The 18,596-nt window shown below is 63.0% G+C and carries 13 protein-coding genes and 1 pseudogene; 8 read left to right on the top strand and 6 right to left on the bottom strand.

Annotation, left to right across the window (positions count from 1 at the left end; all coding sequences use genetic code 11):
* Together JaAD80_RS03570 and glpK are read left to right on the top strand one after the other, a co-directional pair.
* Nucleotides 1-215 (top strand): annotated as a pseudogene (locus tag JaAD80_RS03570) (glycerol-3-phosphate dehydrogenase); the annotation flags it as partial.
* Nucleotides 212-1,702: a glycerol kinase GlpK gene (gene glpK / locus JaAD80_RS03575; protein ID WP_102292911.1), complete on the top strand. Its 1,491-nt coding sequence runs from the start codon at nucleotides 212-214 to the stop codon at nucleotides 1,700-1,702. The pseudogene JaAD80_RS03570 and the gene glpK, both read left to right, overlap by 4 nt.
* 72 nt (nucleotides 1,703-1,774) lie before the next feature.
* On the opposite strand, the gene JaAD80_RS31315 is transcribed toward glpK, so the two are convergent.
* Both JaAD80_RS31315 and alaC read right to left on the bottom strand, forming a co-directional pair.
* The gene (locus JaAD80_RS31315) at nucleotides 1,775-1,903 is read right to left on the bottom strand and encodes a hypothetical protein (RefSeq protein ID WP_258002789.1); all 129 of its coding nucleotides are present in this window, start codon (nucleotides 1,901-1,903) and stop codon (nucleotides 1,775-1,777) included.
* A gap of 802 nt (nucleotides 1,904-2,705) precedes the next feature.
* Nucleotides 2,706-3,923, bottom strand: coding sequence for an alanine transaminase (gene alaC / locus JaAD80_RS03580; protein ID WP_102292912.1), 1,218 nt, complete (start codon nucleotides 3,921-3,923; stop codon nucleotides 2,706-2,708).
* A 470-nt stretch (nucleotides 3,924-4,393) separates the two neighbouring features.
* Between alaC and JaAD80_RS03585 the strand changes: the two genes are divergently transcribed.
* Nucleotides 4,394-5,077: a pentapeptide repeat-containing protein gene (locus JaAD80_RS03585; protein WP_258002790.1), complete on the top strand. Its 684-nt coding sequence runs from the start codon at nucleotides 4,394-4,396 to the stop codon at nucleotides 5,075-5,077.
* A 163-nt stretch (nucleotides 5,078-5,240) separates the two neighbouring features.
* On the opposite strand, the gene JaAD80_RS03590 is transcribed toward JaAD80_RS03585, so the two are convergent.
* A complete protein-coding gene (locus JaAD80_RS03590) occupies nucleotides 5,241-6,467 on the bottom strand; it encodes an MFS transporter (RefSeq protein WP_258002791.1) in 1,227 nt (408 codons plus the stop codon).
* Between the two features lie 106 nt (nucleotides 6,468-6,573).
* Between JaAD80_RS03590 and JaAD80_RS03595 the strand changes: the two genes are divergently transcribed.
* Nucleotides 6,574-7,500 carry a LysR family transcriptional regulator gene (locus JaAD80_RS03595; protein WP_102292915.1) on the top strand — a complete coding sequence of 309 codons (927 nt, stop codon included), beginning with the start codon at nucleotides 6,574-6,576 and terminating at the stop codon, nucleotides 7,498-7,500.
* A 232-nt stretch (nucleotides 7,501-7,732) separates the two neighbouring features.
* On the opposite strand, the gene JaAD80_RS03600 is transcribed toward JaAD80_RS03595, so the two are convergent.
* Nucleotides 7,733-10,003 (bottom strand): carboxy terminal-processing peptidase, encoded by a 2,271-nt coding sequence (locus JaAD80_RS03600; protein WP_102292916.1) that lies wholly within the window; start codon nucleotides 10,001-10,003, stop codon nucleotides 7,733-7,735.
* A gap of 547 nt (nucleotides 10,004-10,550) precedes the next feature.
* Here JaAD80_RS03600 and JaAD80_RS03605 point away from each other — a divergent pair.
* Both JaAD80_RS03605 and JaAD80_RS03610 read left to right on the top strand, forming a co-directional pair.
* Complete coding sequence (locus JaAD80_RS03605; RefSeq protein ID WP_180979280.1) at nucleotides 10,551-12,521, top strand: methyl-accepting chemotaxis protein; 1,971 nt, start codon at nucleotides 10,551-10,553, stop codon at nucleotides 12,519-12,521.
* 50 nt (nucleotides 12,522-12,571) lie between these two features.
* Nucleotides 12,572-12,844: a putative signal transducing protein gene (locus JaAD80_RS03610; RefSeq protein WP_102292917.1), complete on the top strand. Its 273-nt coding sequence runs from the start codon at nucleotides 12,572-12,574 to the stop codon at nucleotides 12,842-12,844.
* Nucleotide 12,845: 1 nt separating this feature from the next.
* On the opposite strand, the gene JaAD80_RS03615 is transcribed toward JaAD80_RS03610, so the two are convergent.
* Nucleotides 12,846-13,394, bottom strand: a complete 549-nt coding sequence (locus JaAD80_RS03615) for a thymidine kinase (RefSeq protein ID WP_092799945.1) — start codon at nucleotides 13,392-13,394, stop codon at nucleotides 12,846-12,848.
* 299 nt (nucleotides 13,395-13,693) lie between these two features.
* Between JaAD80_RS03615 and JaAD80_RS03620 the strand changes: the two genes are divergently transcribed.
* Nucleotides 13,694-15,085 carry a pyridoxal-phosphate dependent enzyme gene (locus JaAD80_RS03620; protein ID WP_374755220.1) on the top strand — a complete coding sequence of 464 codons (1,392 nt, stop codon included), beginning with the start codon at nucleotides 13,694-13,696 and terminating at the stop codon, nucleotides 15,083-15,085.
* Nucleotides 15,082-16,263 (top strand): PLP-dependent aspartate aminotransferase family protein, encoded by a 1,182-nt coding sequence (locus JaAD80_RS03625; RefSeq protein ID WP_102292919.1) that lies wholly within the window; start codon nucleotides 15,082-15,084, stop codon nucleotides 16,261-16,263. Before JaAD80_RS03620 ends, JaAD80_RS03625 begins: the two co-directional genes overlap by 4 nt.
* A gap of 84 nt (nucleotides 16,264-16,347) precedes the next feature.
* On the opposite strand, the gene JaAD80_RS03630 is transcribed toward JaAD80_RS03625, so the two are convergent.
* Complete coding sequence (locus JaAD80_RS03630) at nucleotides 16,348-18,579, bottom strand: acylase (protein ID WP_102292920.1); 2,232 nt, start codon at nucleotides 18,577-18,579, stop codon at nucleotides 16,348-16,350.
* Nucleotides 18,580-18,596: the final 17 nt, after the last annotated feature.

Consider the following 18,596-nt stretch of genomic DNA (forward strand, 5'->3'; position numbering starts at 1 on the left):
TGACGGGCGCCGCCTCGCTGGCCGACCTGGGCGCGCAGCTGGCGCCGGGCCTGTACGAGGCCGAAGCGTGCTATCTGATCGAGGTGGAATGGGCCAGAAGCAGCGACGACATCCTGTGGCGGCGCAGCAAACTGGGCTTGCGCTGCGCGCCGGCCGACGTGGCGCGCCTGCAGCAGTGGCTGGCGGTGCATCTGGCGCAGGAGGTGGCGGCATGACGTATTTGCTGGCCCTCGACCAGGGCACCTCCAGTTCGCGCAGCATGGTCTTCGATGAAACAGGCGCCATCGTCGCCGTGGCGCAGCGCGAATTTCGCCAGCTGTTCCCGCAGCCGGGCTGGATCGAGCACGACCCGATGGAAATCTGGCACAGCCAGATCGGGACCTGCCGCGAAGTGCTGGCCAAGACGGGCTTGCGGGCCGATGCGCTGGGCGCGCTGGGCATCACCAACCAGCGCGAAACGACGGTGGTGTGGGACCGCGCCACGGGCGAACCCGTCTACAACGCCATCGTCTGGCAAGACCGCCGCACGGAAGCGCTGTGCGAGGACTTGCGCGCGCGCGGCCTGGCCGGCGCCATCCACGCGAAAACAGGCCTGGTGCTCGATCCGTATTTTTCCGGCACCAAGCTGCGCTGGATACTCGACGCCGTGCCCGGCGCCCGCGCGCGGGCCATGCGCGGCGAACTGGCCTTCGGCACCATCGATACCTGGCTGGCGTGGAAAATGACGGGCGGCCGCCTGCACGTGAGCGACGTCAGCAACGCTTCGCGCACCATGCTGTGGAACCTGCATGAAGGCTGCTGGGATGACCAGCTGCTCGACTGGCTGGGCATTCCCGCCAGCCTGCTGCCATCCGTCCACCCGTCGAGCCACGTGTATGGCGAAACGGATGCGGAGATGCTGGGCAGCCCCGTCATCATCGGCGGCATCGCCGGCGACCAGCAGGCGGCGCTGTTCGGCCAGACCTGCTTCAAGCCGGGCATGGCGAAGAACACCTATGGCACCGGCTGCTTTTTGCTGCTGAATACGGGCGACCAATGCGCGCAATCGCAGCATGGCCTGATCAGCACGGCCGCCTGCCAGGTGGGCACGCAGCCCGCGTATGCGCTCGAAGGCAGCGTCTTCATCGGCGGCGCCGTGGTGCAATGGCTGCGCGACGGCCTGGGCGCCATCGGCCACGCGGGCGAAGCGGAAGGCCTGGCCGCCTCCGTGCCCGATTCGGGCGGCGTGGTCTTCGTGCCGTCGTTCACGGGACTCGGTGCGCCCTACTGGGTGCCGTCGGCCAAGGGCGCCATCCTGGGCTTGAGCCGCGGCAGCACGGTGGGCCACATCGCCCGCGCGGCATTGGAAGCGATCGCCTTCCAGAGCGCCGCCCTGCTGGGCGCCATGACGCGCGACGCGCAAGCACCGATCACCGAGCTGCGCGTGGACGGCGGCGCCTGCGCCAACAACCTGCTGCTGCAATTCCAGGCCGACCTGCTGGGCATTCCCGTGGTGCGCCCGCAAGTGATCGAAACAACGGCCCTGGGCGCGGCCTACCTGGCGGGCTTGGCCATCGGCGTGTATCAAAGCACCGACGAGCTGGCGACGCACTGGCGCGCGGAAAGAACCTTCCTGCCCACCATCGGACGCGACCAGGCTGCCAGCCTGATGCAGCAGTGGGAAGTGGCGGTGCGGCGGTTTACGGGGAATGGGGAGGGATAATTGACGCTTGCGGCGGCCTGCAAGTCGGCACGCCGCCCGCGGGCGGCGGCGATACCTGGCAAGCTGGGCAAATTAACGGGCAAGGAAGGTATTGAGTATCGACAAGGTAAGCAGTATCACGCCCGCGCCCATGCCGACCGCCGCGACCAGATTGCGGCTGCGCTCTTCATCTTGCAGGAATTGGTGTACCAATCGCGCCATGGTCGAACTCCTCCTTGTACTTAATTCCTTGTATTTAATTCCTTGTATTTAATTCCTTGTACTTAATTCCTTGTACTTCAGGCCAGTCACCTTATCCCTGTGTTGTCAAGTGAATGCCCGGGTATAAGCCTCCGGCCGCGATGGTGAGGATCGGCGAGGCAAGCAGCACGCAATTGTGCCGCAGCGATTTCAGCCACCCGGTGAAACCGCACTTTTTCGTCGGAAAACGGGCCCTGCCGCCGCGATCGGCGCATGAAATATCAGCACTGCGGCCACCAGCCAGAAGCTGTTCGTACTCACAGCTGCGACACCACCCTGCCGGCCGAGGGATGCTGCAATTCATACAGTCCGTTGACGCACATGCCCTACCCACGACAACTGGCCATCCTTGGTGGCCACCAATGATTGGCCTGCGCCTTTTCCGTTGTGGACAGGTCAAAAAGAAAGAAGGCGCTCAAAAACACGAGGGGCAACAGGGTTGGGACAAACAGATTCACCAGAGGCCAGTCGTTCATGACGGCCCATGGACACGCTTGACGCGACAAGATGTGCAACTTGAAACGGTGGCAGTATCAGCGAGGTGGACTTTGATAAAAGTCATGCGGAGACGGTATTGTGAAAGCGCCAGCGCCGCACAAAAAAAAGCCCGCTGCGGGAGCGGGCTGAATCTATTTCCTTGGAGGAGATAGAGGAGACAGATGCATGATGCCGCGTTGCAGCATATAAAACCACTTTATATTCGTGATGTCAGAAATACGCAGCAGTGATATTACGGGCAACAAGCAATTCCATGCGGCAACTTTTATGCCGTCACTTCCATTTTCCCGTCGCCAGAACGCAACATATTCTTGATGCCCCGCAGCGCTTGCCGCACGCGGGCCTCGTTTTCGATCAGGGCGAAGCGTACGTATTCGTCGCCATATTCGCCGAAACCGATGCCCGGCGACACGCTGACTTTGGCCTTTTGCAGCAGCAGCTTGGCAAACTCCAGCGAGCCCAGGTGGCGGTACGCTTCCGGGATGTGCGCCCAGATATACATCGACGCTTTCGGTTTTTCCACCATCCACCCTGCCTCATGCAAACCTTTCACCAGCACGTCGCGACGCCGCTGGTATTGCGCGCAGATGTCCGTCACGCAGCTTTGATCACCTTCCAGCGCCGCGATGGCCGCCACTTGCACCGGGGTAAAACTGCCATAGTCGTGATAGCTCTTGATGCGCGCCAGGGCCGCCACCAGTTCCGCATTGCCGACCATGAAGCCGATGCGCCAGCCCGCCATGTTGTAGCTTTTCGACATGGTGAAAAACTCGACGGCCACGTCGCGCGCTCCCGGCACCTGCATGATGGACGGCGCCTTCCAGCCGTCGAAGGTAATGTCGGCATACGCCAGGTCATGCACCACCAGAATATTGTGCTGCTTGGCCAGCGCCACCACGCGCTCGAAAAATTCCAGTTCCACGCATTGCGCCGTCGGGTTGGACGGGAAGCCCAGCACCATCATTTTCGGTTTCGGATAGCTTTCGCGGATCGCCCGTTCCAGCTCGGCAAAGAAATCCACGCCCGGTCCCATGCGCACGGAGCGGATGTCGGCGCCCGCGATGACGGCGCCCCAGATGTGGATCGGGTAGCTGGGATTCGGCACCAGCACCGTGTCGCCACGGTCCAGGGTGGCCAGCATCAAATGCGCCAGGCCCTCTTTCGAGCCGATGGTGACGATGGCTTCGCTGTCCGGGTCGATGTCGACGTCGTAGCGTTTCTTGTACCAGTGCGAAATGGCGCGGCGCAGGCGGGGTATGCCTTTGGAAGCGGAATAGCCATGCGTGTCGGGACGTTTGACGGTGTCGATCAGCTTGTCCACGATGTGCGCCGGCGTGGCGCCATCGGGATTGCCCATCGACATGTCGATGATGTCCTCGCCACGGCGGCGCGCGGCCATCTTGAGCTCGGCGGTGATATTGAAAACGTAGGGGGGGAGGCGATTGATGCGCGAAAAGCTGCGCGGAGCTTGGCTGTCGGTCATGGTTATCTCTTTACGTAAGCGCCCGGATCCGTCCGAGCGACGTTGGCGCAAGAGCCTGTCCCGGCAGGGAGCGTCCTCTGCTAGCAGTTCATCAGATGCGCGGACAAGGCGTGAGGAGGACGCGTGGCGAACCACGCGACGACGAGCAACGCAGTCCCCGCTTCTGAGGGGCGCTAGCAAAGGATGTATTCATCTGCCGGGATAGGCTCCAGGTGTGCCTGCAACGATACTAACCCGGCTTTGCAAGAACTGGCAAGGGCGATTCGGACAGGCTACAATACGCGCTGATCGAAAATGAGCGCACCGGTTGGTAACCCGGTAAGTGCCCGGCACAGTCCGGCATGCTCCCGCCCACGCGGACCCACGGCGCTGACCCTTGGCTGTACCACCAGCCGGGGAGGCGGTCTGGTTCGTGCTGCTTTTCCGCCGCGCCATCCCTCCCCTGTTTTTTTACTTTAGGAATGAGACGGATGGCAACACACGACACCGCAGTAACTGGCATGACCCTCGACCGTGCCGGCATGGAACAGCATCTGGCGCTATCGCTGCGCCACTTCATCGATTGCGCGTTTGATGGCGAAGACTTGTCGCGCCTGGATTTGCAAGGCTGCACCTTCGAGCGCTGTACCTTTGCCGAAACCAACTTGTTCGCCAGCAAACTGGCGCGCAGCACCTGGCGCCGCTGCCGCGCGGGCAGCGCCGACTTCGAATCCGTCGACGCCGTCGACGCGACGTTTGAAGGCTGCGACCTGAACAACACGAAGTGGCGGCGTTCCAAGCTGGCCTCGGTCACCTACCGCGGCTGCAAGCTGACGGGCGCCTCGTTCGAGGAAGCGGCGCACCTGGGCCTGACCTTCGAAGACAGCCTGCTCGTGGGCGCCGATTTGCGGGGATTCTCGTTCCGCAAGGCGACATTGAAACAGCTGGATTTTTCCGACGCCTACCTGGCCGGCTGCGATTTCCGCGAGGCCGTCTTCGAAGGCGGCAGCCTGCGCAATGCCACCATCAAGCTGGCGAAGTTCCAGGGCGCGGACTTGCGCGGCGCCGACATCGACGGCTTCAAATTGAATGACGCCGCCCTGCTGAAAGGCGCCGTGATCACGCATGCGCAGGCGGCCAACTTCATGCGCGCGCTCGATCTGGTGGTGATTTGATTTCAACAGGCAAAAAAAAGCCCGCTGCGGGAGCGGGCTGAATCTATTTCCTTGGAGGAGATAGAGGAGACAAGTGCATGTTGCGGCATTGCGGCATATCACGCCACTTTATATTCATGATGATAGAAATAGTCATCCGTGATAATGAGACGCCATCAGGGTTTCAAGCCGTGCCGCGCGTGGCTTGCGGCAAGAATTCTCCCAGCCACACCAGCGCGGCCAGTCCCGGGAAGGCCATGCCGGTCAGCAAGGTCGCCTGCCAGCCATGGCTCGCATACATCCAGGCGCCGACGGCAGAGCCGGCCGCGCCACCGGCAAAGAACAGCGCGAAATACAGGCCGTTCAAGCGGCCCCGCACTTCCGCGCCCAGGCTGAAAATGGCCCGCTGGCCCAGCACCAGGTTGGCCGCCACGCCCATGTCGAGCACGATGGAAGCGATGACCAGCAGTCCCAGCGCCACATGTTTCGACGCTGGCGCAAACATGGGCAAGGCAAAGGCAACGATACCGAGCGCCAGCGCAGCGGCCGTGGCCGGCAAGGTATGGCCCGCATCAGCCAGGCGGCCGGCGATGGGCGAAGCGACAGCGCCCGCCATGCCCACCAGGGCAAAGATGGCAATGCCCGTTTGCGACAGGCCAAATGCCGGGCTGGCAAGCACCAGCGGCGTGACAGTCCAGAACAGGCTGAAGGCGCCAAACAAGCCAGCGTGATAAGCGGCACGGCGGCGCAGCACGGGCGTGCCCAGCAACAAGTGCCACAGCGAGGCCATCAGGGCCGGATACGGCATGCTCGACACCGGCTGGCGCACGGGCAAGACACGGCGCAGCACGGCTGCCAGCGCCAGCATCAGCAAGGCGGCGCCGCCGAACACCATATGCCAGCTGGCATGAGCCGCCACCAGCGACGCCACGGGACGGGCCAGCATGATGCCCAGCAACAAGCCGCTGACCACCTTGCCCACCGTCTGGCCCCGCGTCGCTTCCTGCGACAGGTGGGCGGCAAACGGCACGATCACTTGCGCCGCCACGGAACCGAGGCCGATCGCCAGCGCGGCGGCCAGGAAGACGATGGCACCGGTGGAGAAAGCCGCCACCAGCAAGGCCGTGGCCGTCACCAGCAGGGCCGTGATGATCAGGCGGCGGTTTTCCAGCAAGTCGCCCAGGGGCACGACAAACAGCAGGCCCAGGGTATAGCCCACCTGCGTCAGGGTGACGATCAGTCCGGCAGCCTTGGCCGACAGGCCCGTGGAAGCGCTGATGGGGCCAACCAGGGTTTGCGCGTAATACAGGTTGGCGACGATCAGGCCGGAGGCGATGGCGAGCAGCAGCACCATGCCGGGTGAAATGTCGGCGGGTGCGGATGGCACTGCGCGGGATGAGGCCTTGTTCATGTTGTTTCCTCGCTTCGTTAGGGATGTGGCTATTCTAGGCAAAGGGACGGAAAAGATAATTAGGGCATAATCCCCCTATACTTTTCACATAAGATGAACAATCCCCATGGACAAGATCAAAGCCATGCAGACCTTCGTGCGCATCGTCGAGGCCAACAGTTTTTCCAAGGCGGCCGAGACCTTGAATCTGCCGCGCGCCGCGCTGACGGCCACCTTGCAAAAGCTGGAAGCCTACCTGGGCACGCAATTGCTGCAACGAACCACGCGCCGCTTGTCGCTGACGCCGGAAGGGGCCGATTACTTTCGCCACTGCATCGACATCCTGCGCGCCGTGGACACGGCGGAACTGGCGTTTCGGGGACCGGAAGCAAAAAAGCCACGCGGCTTGTTGCGCATCAACCTGCCCAGTACGGTGGGCCGCCGCCTCGTCATTCCCCATATCGCGCAATTTCACGCCGCCTATCCGGAGGTGCAGTTACAGCTGAGCCTGACTGACCGCCTGGTCGACCTGACGCAGGAAGGCATCGATTGCGCCTTGCGCGTCGGCACCTTGCAAGACTCCGCCTTTATCGGCAGACAGATCGGCCTGATGCGCTTCATGACGTGCGCCGCGCCCGCCTATCTGGCGCGGCACGGCACGCCGCACACGCTGGCCGACCTGGCCGCGCACCAGGGCATCATGCATTACTCGGGCCGTACGGGGCGCGCCTTTGACTGGGATTTTCAAGAAGACAAGGAAGTGGTGCGCGTGCAGATGGCCGGCCCCATCGCCGTCAATGATGCTGACGCCAGCGTCGAATGCGCCCTGCAAGGGCTGGGCGTGGCGCAGGCGGCCCAGTACCAGGTGCGCGCCCATCTCGACAGTGGCGCGCTGGTGGCCGTACTGCCGGATTGCCCGCCCACGCCCATGCCGATGTCCCTGCTGACGCCGCAAGGCCGGCTGGCCACGCCCAAGCTGCAGGCCTTTGCGGGCTGGCTGACAGCCCTGCTGGCGGCGCAGCCGGACGTGCAATTGCCGCCACGCCAGCTGTAAGGCGAAAAAAAAAGCCCGCTACGGAGAGCGGGCTAAATCTATTTTCTTGGAGGAGAATAGAGGAGACAAGTGAATTATGCTGCATCGCGGCATATCATGCCAATTGATTGTTGGAATAATAGAAATAAGCGAAACAGATAACTATTGAAACTGGCCGGAAAATAAAAAAGCCGGGGCCAGACCCGAAAGGTCCAGTCCCGGCTTCTGCCTGAAGCGGCCGCCTGCCGGCAGCTTACTTCGCCGTCGCCGCCACCGGCGCCGCCTTGGCATCGGCGCCATATGGCAGCACTTTCGCCGCCAGGCGGGTATCGGCCTTGATCAGCGCCACTTCATCGGCCAGGATGCGCGCCGTTTCGTTCAGCAGCACGTCCTTGGCGCTCTTCGCGGCCGTCTCGGCGTCGAGTTCGGCGCTCAGCGCGCGCTCGTCGCCCTGCAAGCCGTCATCGGTGCGCAAGGCGCCCTTCACGGCGGCGATCTGCTTGGCCGTCTTGCTGGCCGCTTTCGCGCCCTTGAGCACGTCTTTCGGGTCGGGGATCACCACCAGGTCGTCAGATGGATTCGAGATCTGCGCGATCAGGCGTTTTTCACGGGCCTTGGCGCGCGCTTCCTGGGCATCGCGCTCCTTGCGGCGCACGGCTTCGTTCAGCGAGATCTGGTTTTCCTTGCGCTGCTTGAGCACCAGGGCGATGTCATCCTGCAAGTACTGGAAATCCTTGTCCTTGGCCACGCGCGCTTCATGCTTCTTGTCCAGCAGCGGCACGATATCCTTCAGGTCACCCGTTGGCATATAGGACGCCGGCTTGATGGCCACCCACGGCAAGGCATTGTCGTAGCTCGACTCGCCGAAGTTTTCCGTGTCAGACATGGTCGGCAGCTTGATGTCAGGCGTGACGCCGCGCAATTGCGTGGTGCCGCCATTAATGCGGAAAAATTGCGCGATGGTCATTTTCAGCTCGCCGAAACGGGCTTTCTCGCTGCCGCCAAAGCGGTCGAGGCTGAACAAGGTTTGCACCGTGCCCTTGCCGAAACTGCCTTCGCCGATGACCAGGCCACGGCCGTAGTCCTGGATGGCGGCGGCGAAAATCTCGGAAGCGGAAGCGGAGCCGCGATTGATCAGCACGCCCATCGGACCATCCCAGGCCAGGCCGGCATTCGTATCGCTTTCCACGTCGACCTTGCCTTCGGCATTGCGCTGCATCACCACCGGGCCCTTGTCGATGAACAGGCCTGTCAGCTCGACGGCTTCGTTCAGTGAACCGCCGCCGTTGTTGCGCAAGTCGATGAGGACGTTGTCAACCTTGTCCTTTTTCAATTCGCCCAGCAGGCGGTTTACGTCGCGCGTGGCGCTCTTGAAATCCTTGTCGCCACGGCGGCGCGCCTCGAAGTCCTGGTAGAAGGTCGGCAGGGAAATGACGCCGATCCGGCGCTTGACGCCGTTATCGCGCACTTCGATGATGGATTTCTTCGCCGCCTGTTCTTCCATGCTGATTTTCTTGCGCACCAGCGGCAGGATCACGTGCTTGGCGTCCGGACCCGCATCGGCCGGCAGGATATCCAGGCGCACCACCGAATCCTTGGCGCCTCGGATCAGCTGCACGACGTCGTCGATGCGCATGCCCAGCACTTCGGTGATGGGGCCGCTGTCGCCCTGCCCCACGCCGACGATGCGGTCGCCCACTTTCAGCTTGCCCGACAAGCCGGCCGGGCTGCCTGGCACGACTTCGCGCACCACCGTGTATTCGTCGCGCGTCTGCAGCACGGCGCCGATGCCCTCCAGCGACAAGCGCATGGCGATATCAAAATTTTCCGAAGCGCGCGGGCCCAGGTAGTTGGTGTGCGGTTCGATCGACATGGCGTACGCGTTCATGAAGATCTGGAACACGTCCTCGCTGTTGAGCTTGCGCGAACGGGTGGTGTAGCTTTCATAGCGCTTGTCCAGCGTTTCGCGGATGGCCTTGTCTTCCTTGCCCGCCAGCTTCAGGCGCAGCCAGTCATTCTTGACGCGCTTGCGCCACAGGTCGCGCACCTCGTCGTCGTTCTTTGGCCAGGCGGCTTTTTCGCGGTCCAGCTGATAGCTCTCGTCGGCCGTGAAGTCGAATTTGGTCTTCAGCAATTCACGCGCATACGCCATGCGCTCGTCGAAACGCTGCTGGTACAGATTGTAGATGGCGAACGGCGCCGTCAGATCTTCATTGGTGATGGCGTCATCGAGCTTGGTGCGCAGCGGCGCGAAACGGTCGATGTCGGCCTGCACGAAGAACAGCTTTTCCGCGTCCAGCGACTTGAAGTAGCGGTCAAAGATCTTTTCCGACATGGCATCATCGAGCGGCACGGCCTTGTAATGGACACGCGTCAACACGCGCGATGCCCACAGGGCAGCCTGCGTTTGCTGGGCCAGCGGCTTCATGGGGGGCGGAGGAGCGGCGCTCTTGTCCGTCTGGGCTGCGCCAGCTTGGGCTGACAGGGCAAGCACCAGGGTGACCAGCATCATTTGCTTCTTCATCGGCTTCTCCGAAAATTAGTTAAATCAATTCCAGGCGGCGCAGCGAACCTCGCGCCAGCCAGCAAGACAGTAAGGGGAATACACGACTGGTCTGCATATTATTCTACAGGATACGGGCAGGCAGTCTCCCATGGAATATCAGTTTCTTCCTGGAAGCTTAAACGCGGATTAAGGATGGCGTTTCATTCATTACAAAGTGAAACATCCGTGAGAATTTGCTGCGGCTCAGGCGCCGCGCCGAAGGCTGGCAACGGCATCGCAAAATCAATCATCTTGGCAGAATTAAAAAAGTCAATGGAGCATCTGCGAATTCCTTGATCTGGATGATGTTTTTAAGCGAAAAAATGATTCCTGCGGGAAATACTTAGTAGCGAAACGCAAGCTACATGTTATCATCGCCCCCTGAAATTCAGCGTGCCCGCATGCAGTCACCCAGCCAGCACGCCGCCGTTGCAAGCGCATTCCTCCACCAGATCTCCTCCCCGCGTGTCATGTCATGACCAGGAATGGCCGAGCTGATTACCCTTAGCCAGACTCAATAACCGATATGCCTACAATCTCGTTCTCCCCCCGCCACTGGAGTGTCGGCGGCAAGATCACCATTTTCACGTTCGCGCTCGTCAGCCTGATCCTCGCCAGCCTGACGGCAATGATCAGCATCACCACCAGCCGCGTGCTGGAACAGCGTGCCGAAGCGGCCGTCACCAGTGAACTCAACAGCGTCATGACGACGACGGAAGTGTTCCATACGGCCATGGTCAACGAGGCAGGCAGCTTCGCGCGCCTGTTCGCGGCCGAATTTCCCGGTCCATTCACGGTCGACCATGGCAGCATGGTGGCCGTCGCCGGCAAGGCCACGCCCGCCCTGGCCAACGGCGGCAAGGTCCTGAACCTGGACACGGCCCTGGTCGACCGCTACACGACGCAAACGGGCGTGATCGCCACCATATTTGCCGCCGACGGCGATGAATTCATCCGCATCAGCACCTCGCTGAAAAAACAGGATGGCACGCGCGCCATCGGCACCCAGCTCGACCACAGCCACCCCAGCTATGCGCCGCTGCGCGCCGGCCAGCGCTTCATCGGCATGGCAACCTTGTTTGGCAAGCAATACATCACGCAGTACGACCCCGTGCGCGACGCGGACGGCAAGGTGGTGGGCGTGCTGTTCATCGGCCTCGACATCAGCAAGAATTTGGCCATGCTGAAAGAGAAGATTCGCCAGGTCAAGATCGGCCAGACGGGCTACATCTACATTGTCGACACGGCGCCGGGCGCCAACTACGGCCATCTGGTGCTGCACCCGAACAGCGAAGGCAAGAGCGCGCTCGACTTCAAGGCCAGCGACGGCCGCCTGTTCATCCAGGACATGCTGGCGCAAAAGAACGGCGCCATGCGCTATACGTGGACGGCACCGGGCGAAACGGCTGCCAGCGCGCGCGAAAAGCAGCTGTATTACCGTCAGTTCAAGGATTGGCAATGGATCATCGCCGGCGGCACGTTTACAGATGAAATCACGGCGGAGGCGCGCCAGCTGCGCAACCAGCTGGCCATCGCCGGCTTCGTCTCCCTGCTCGTCTTCGCCCTGCTGCTGTACTGGCTGGTGCGCACCCTCGTGTCGCGCCCGCTGGCCGGCGCCGAGGCCGCCGCCGAGCAGATCGCCGCAGGCGACCTGACCGTGCACCTCGACACGACCAGCCTGGATGAAATCGGCCGCCTGCTGCGCGCCATGAACCGTATCAGCGACAACCTGTCGCAAGTGGTCAGCAATGTGCGCGGCAGCGCCGGGCAGATTGCCACGGCCTCGGGCGAAATCGCCAGCGGCAACCTGGATCTGTCGAGCCGCACGGAGCAGCAGGCCAGCTCGCTGGAAGAAACGGCCGCCTCGATGGAAGAACTCAGCTCCACCGTGCGCCAGAACGTCGAGCACGCCCAGCAGGCGAGCCGCCTCGCGCACGAATCATCCGGCCTGGCAGCCAAGGGCGGCGCGGCCGTGACGCAGGTGGCCAGCACCATGGACGCCATCCGCAGCTCGTCGGGCAAGATCGCCGACATCATCGGCGTCATCGACGGCATCGCCTTCCAGACCAACATCCTGGCCTTGAACGCGGCCGTGGAAGCGGCCCGCGCCGGCGAGCAGGGACGCGGCTTTGCCGTCGTTGCCACGGAAGTGCGCACCCTGGCGCAGCGCTCGACGGCGGCGGCGAAAGACATCAAGGACCTGATCCAGGCGTCCGCCAGCACGGTGGACCTGGGCCACGCGCAAGTGAGCCAGGCCAGCGCCACCATGGATACGGTGGTGGCCAGCGTGCAGCAGGTGAGCGGCATCATGGCCGAGATCGCGCAAGCGAGCGAAGAGCAGCGCAGCGGCATCGAGCAAGTCAACCAGGCCATCGCCCAGATGGACCAGGTGACCCAGCAGAATGCGGCCCTGGTGGAAGAAGCGGCCGCGGCCGCCGACGCCCTGCAGGAGCAGGCGCATGAACTGACGCAGGTGGTGGGCGTGTTCAAGCTCTAAGTGGTGACGGGTGCTAAGATGGGGAAGAATCCACCTCTCCAGGAGAGACCATGCACGACGACTATGTTTTGATTGCCCGGCTGATGATCCCCACGGACGCGCACGTGATCCGTGGCTGCCTTGCCGCCGCCGGCATCGACGTGCTGCTGACTGACGACCAGCACATGCAGGCCGACATGCTGCTGGCGGCCGCCATCGGCGGCGCCCGCGTGATGGTGCGCGAACACGATGTGGCGCGCGCCAACGAGATCCTGGCCGCCTTCGAGCGGGGCGACCTGGCGCTGTCGGACGATGCCGACGTGGGCGTGCCGGTCGTGGAGTAAATCAGGAGTAGAAACAGCGCCCGCACGCCTGGCGGTACGCTTCGTTGCCGCCGATACTGATCTGCTCGCCTTCCTTGATGCGGCGGCCCTGTTCATCCACGCGGATGTTCATCGTGGCCTTCTTGCCGCACGTACAAATATTCTTCAACTCTTCGATATCATCGGCCAGCGCCAGCAGATAGGCCGAGCCGGGGAACGGTTCGCCCTTGAAATCCGTGCGCAAGCCGTAGCAGATGACGGGCACGCCCTTCACCTGCGCCAGCTGGTGCAGCTGCTGCACCTGGGCCGTGCTGAGAAACTGCGCCTCGTCCACCAGCAGGCAGGCCACTTGGGGAATCTCATCGAGAAAATTCGTGTCGGCATGGAAGATGTCGACCTGGCGCTGCGGACCCAGGCGCGAAGTGACGCGGCCCACGCCGTAGCGGCTGTCGATGGCGGCCGTGTACAGGCGCACCTGCTGGCCCTGCTCTTCATAGTTGTGCGCGACCTGCAACAAGGCCGTCGACTTGCCCGCGTTCATCGCGGAATACCGGAAATAAAGTTTTGCCACTGCCGCCTGCCCTGTTTGTCTGGTTTTTCAGGATACTCTTCAGCACCTTTTCGAGGCGTGATTATAAATCGCAATGGCAGGCTTGCGGCAGCTTAATACATGCGCCATTGCCGAGGCAAAACGGGGGAAAACGGCGCATACTGGGACGATGCACACTTCCAGCCATATGCAAAAGCCGCATATGCAAGCATTAAAACATTCGTTCGCAGGCCATGTCCTCAAGCCTACACTCCGCCCTTTTGCACGGAAAGCGGCTCGGGACACAATCCGGAGCGGCTGTTTCGCTGACAGGAGCCACCATGAATGACCGAATGCCAACCCCACCCTCGCCGCCGGCGCTATACAAGCTGATCGGCAATACCCCACTGGTCGAAGTGACCAGGCTCGACACGGGCCTGTGCCAGCTGTTCCTGAAACTGGAATCGCAGAATCCGGGCGGTTCCATCAAGGACCGCATCGGCCTGTCCATCATCGAAGCGGCCGAAGCCGATGGCCGCCTGCAGCCGGGCGGCACCATCATCGAGGCGACGGCCGGCAATACCGGCATCGGCCTGGCGCTGGTGGGCCGCATCAAGGGCTACCATGTGATTCTCGTCGTGCCCGACAAGATGTCGACGGAAAAAGTGCTGCACCTGAAAGCCCTGGGCGCCGATGTGCGCACCACGCGCTCGGACGTGGGCAAGGGCCATCCCGAGTATTACCAGGATTACGCGGCGCGCCTGGCGCGCGAACTGCCGGGCGCCTTCTTCGCCGACCAGTTCAACAATCCCGCCAACCCGCTGGCCCACGAAACGACGACGGCCCCTGAAATCTGGGAGCAGAGCGGCCATGACGTCGACGCCATCGTCGTCGGCGTCGGTTCGTCCGGCACCCTGACGGGCCTGACGCGCTACTTCCGCAAGGCCCAGCCGAAACTGGAATTCGTGCTGGCCGACCCGCAAGGCTCCATCCTCACCGAATACATCGAGTCCGGCAAAGTGTCGGATACGAGCGGCTCCTGGGCCGTGGAAGGCATCGGCGAAGACTTCATTCCCTCGATCGCCTACATGGACAGCGTCACCCGGGCCTACAGCATCAGCGACCAGGAAAGTTTTGATTCCGCCCGCGCCCTCTTGCGCGCGGAAGGCATCCTGGGCGGCTCGTCCACCGGCACCCTGCTGGCCGCCGCCCTCAAATACTGCCGCGAACAGACGACACCCAAGCGCGTCGTCACCTTCGTCTGCGACACGGGCACGCGCTACCTGTCGAAAGTCTACAACGATGGCTGGATGCGCGACCAGGGCCTGTTGCAGCGCGCCGTGTCGGGCGACTTGCGCGACTTGATCGGACGCCGCTACGACGAGGGCGACGTGGTCAGCGTGGCGCCAGGCGACACCCTGCTCACGGCCTTCAACCGCATGCGTGCCAGCGACCTGGCGCAACTGCCCGTCATCGATGGCGGAAAACTGGTCGGCATCCTCGACGAATCGAACCTGCTGCTGCATGTCTCCAGCGACGCCGCGCATTTCGCCGGCCTGGTGGGCGCCACCATGACGACGCAACTGGAAACCCTGGCGCCGTCCAGCGGCCTGCCCGCCCTGCGCGCCACCCTGGACCGGGGCCTGACCGCCGTCGTCGCCGACGCTGACGCCTTTTATGGCCTGATCACCCGATTCGACCTTCTCAACCACTTACGCAGGACACTATCTTGAGCCAGGAAACCACCCGCAAGAACCACCTCGCCACGCGCGTCATCCACGCCGGCCAGTCGCCCGACCCGTCGACGGGCGCCATCATGCCGCCCATTTACGCCACCTCCACCTTCGTGCAGGACAGTCCCGGCGTGCATAAGGGCCTCGACTATGGCCGCTCGCACAACCCCACGCGCTGGGCGCTCGAGCGCTGCGTGGCCGACCTGGAAGGCGGCAGCGCGGCCTTTGCCTTCGCCTCCGGCCTGGCCGCCATTTCGTCCGTGCTGGAACTGCTGGACGCGGGCAGCCATATCGTCGCTGGCGACGATATGTACGGCGGCACCTACCGTCTGTTCGAGCGCGTGCGCCGCCGCTCGGCCGGCCACCAGTTCACCTACGTGGATCTGACCAATCCCGAGAACCTGCTGGCCGCGCTGCGCCCGGAAACCAAGATGGTGTGGGTCGAAACGCCGACGAATCCCATGCTCAAGCTGGCCGACTTGCGGGCCATCGCCGACATCTGCCGCGCACGGGGCATCATCGCCGTGGCCGACAACACCTTCGCCAGCCCGCTGGTGCAGCGCCCGCTCGAACACGGCTTCGATATCGTCGTGCACTCGACCACCAAGTATCTGAACGGCCACTCGGACATCATCGGCGGCATTGCCATCGTCGGCGCGGAAGCACGCCAGGCGGAATGGCGCGAGCAGCTGGGCTTTTTGCAAAACTCGGTGGGCGCGATCGCCGGTCCGTTCGACAGCTTCCTGGCGCTGCGCGGCGTGAAAACCCTGGCCATCCGCATGCAGCGCCACTGCCAGAGCGCCCTGGCGCTGGCGCAGTGGCTGGAGCAGCAAAAGGAAGTGAAGAAAGTGTTTTATCCGGGACTCGCATCGCACCCGCAGCACGCGCTGGCGCAGCGCCAGATGGACGGTTTCGGCGGCATCATCTCGATCGACCTGGACACGGATCTGGCCGGTGCGCGCCGTTTCCTGGAGCGCTGCGAAGTATTCGCCCTGGCCGAAAGCCTGGGCGGCGTGGAAAGCCTGATCGAGCATCCGGCCCTGATGACGCACGCCAGCATCCCGCCGGAACAGCGGGCAAAACTGGGCATCGGCGATGGCTTGATCCGCCTGTCGGTGGGGATCGAGGATATCGAGGATCTGCGCCACGATTTGCGCACGGCGCTGGACGCGATTTGAAGAGGTGATTGTCGGATTACGCTGCGCTAATCCGACCTGCGGCATGCCGGAGGGTACGGCCCCGGCTTTTGCTGGGGGGTGCCCTCAGTCCCCCGGCCGGTACCTGCGTTCCAGGTGCTTGCTCACATCCTCGGGATAAAACAGCACCTCCTTGAACGCGCCGCGCGCATACATGGCCGCCTGGTCGTTGAAATGCGGCGATGTCGGGTCGCCGCTCTGGCCACCGGCAAGAATACTTTTTGCCTTGATGCGCGGACCGAACTCCACGGCCGCGACAAAGCTGTTGCCACGTTCGCCGTATATCCTGCGCGTGGTGCTCTTGCTGCTCTGGCCATACGCGGCCAGCGCACCCCAGTTCCCCGACGCATACGGCACGGGCAAGCTGGGCTTGGCGTCGTCGAACAGCTGCACCACGTCGCCCGTCAGGCGCTGGAAGCGGTTGATCTCGCCCCATGGGGTTTGCCAGTTGCCGAAGTCGCGCTGCAGTTTATCCGCCGCCGTCGCCAGCGCGGCCAGGCGCTGGTCCGCGCTGACCTTGTCGGTGGCCATGAAGTCGACCACCGGCACGCCCAGTTCCCGCGCCGGTTTGCCTGTCAGCTCGGCCAGTTCCTGGCCCCAGAAAACAGCCAGCGTGGTAGCGGTGGAATCGAGCGCATAGCGCCAGTCCCACGCCCGCAGCAACGCGATTTTCTCGGCCAGCGCCCGCTTTTGCGGCGTGGCCGCCGGCAGCGCATCGTACGCCGCGAACAGCGGCGGCAGCAAGGATTCAAACGCCGTCAGCTCGCTGTCATACGAGGCGGCGATCAGGCTGTCGAGCGTGAATCCTGTCCTGTTCTGGAAGACTTTCACCGCATGCAGGCCGCGCGCGTTTTCGCCATACACGGACATGTAGGCGGGATAATCCTGCTCGCGCGGGCTGTTGGCGCCGGCCGCCGAATACGGCCAGTTATTCGTATTCTGGATCCAGCCATTCTTCGGATTGAACAAGGTGATGGTTTGCGCCACCGTGTGCAGCCCTTGCCACTCGGTGGCGGGGTCGCTGCCGTCGACGGGCTGCTTCCAGTTGAAGCGCGGGTCGCGCACGGGGATGAAATTACCGTGAAAATAAGCGATATTGCCATCCGCATCCGCGTACACCGTATTGTTCGACGAATTCGTGCGCAGCTCCATGGTCTTGTAAAAGGCCGCGTAATCGCGCGCCTTGGTGCGCGTGTACGATTGCGTCAGTGCCTTCAACGGTTCGTTCATCAGGCGCACGGCCACCCACTTTCCATCCTGCGCGCGCACGATGGGGCCGTGATGACTGTAGTAGACGGTGACGGTTTTCTGGCCCATGCCGCCGTTCGCCAGCTTGTAGGGCAAGGCGATGGGCACGGCCTTCAGGGGACGCAGGGCGCCGTCATAGCGATAGAACCAGGCGCCATCCTGTTCCACGATGCTTTCCAGGTATTCGTCGATGACGTCGCCGCCGCCCGAGGTATGCATCCAGCCGAGGCGCTCATTGAAGCCCTGGTAGACAAAGAACTGGCCCCACGTAACGGCGCCATACGCGTTCAGTCCTTCGCCGCTCGTCATGTGCACTTCGGGGCGGAAGTAGAACGAGGTATGCGGATTGATCATCAGCAGCGCGTGGCCATTTTTCGTGATGGCGGGCGCGATGGCAAAGCCGTTCGAGCCGCTCGGCTCGGGATCCAGTCCCGGCGCCAATCCCGCCTCCAGGCTGGCCAGCGCCACCTTGCCAGGCTTGATCTGCTGGCCATAGAACGCTTCGAGCTGCGCCAGGTTGACCGATTCGATATCGCCGCCGATGCTGCCCTCGCTGAAGCTCAAGGCCATCCACGGTTCGAAATGCGTGATCAACTTGGGTTTGACTTGCGGGTGCGTGGTCAGGTAAAAGTTCAGGCCATCGGCAAAGGCATCCATCAGCTTTTGCAGCCATGGCGGGCTGGCGCGGTACTGCGCCTGCAGGTCGGCCGGATCAATGAAGAGCTTCATGCGCAGGTCGCGGTACAGCTCCCCCTCGCCCTCCACTTCCGCCAGCCGTCCCATGGCGTTGATGTAATTGCGTTCCACGCGCGGGAAATCGTCTTCCGCCTGCGCGTACATCAGGCCAAAAACAGCGTCCGCATCGCTGTTGCCCGTCACGTGGGGCACGCCCCAGGTATCGCGGGCGATGCTGACATTAGCGGCCTGCGCCCGCCAGCGGGCCAGGTCGACGGCAGACGCCGAGGCGGAAACGGCGGGCGTTGCCAACGCGGGCGTGCTGGCAACGATGCCGCAGGCGATGGCGGCGAACAGGGTACGGCTGTGCAGCATGCACTACTCCAGAATCA

The organism is Janthinobacterium sp. AD80 (genome assembly GCF_002878455.1).
In the GTDB taxonomy this organism is placed as follows: domain Bacteria; phylum Pseudomonadota; class Gammaproteobacteria; order Burkholderiales; family Burkholderiaceae_D; genus Janthinobacterium.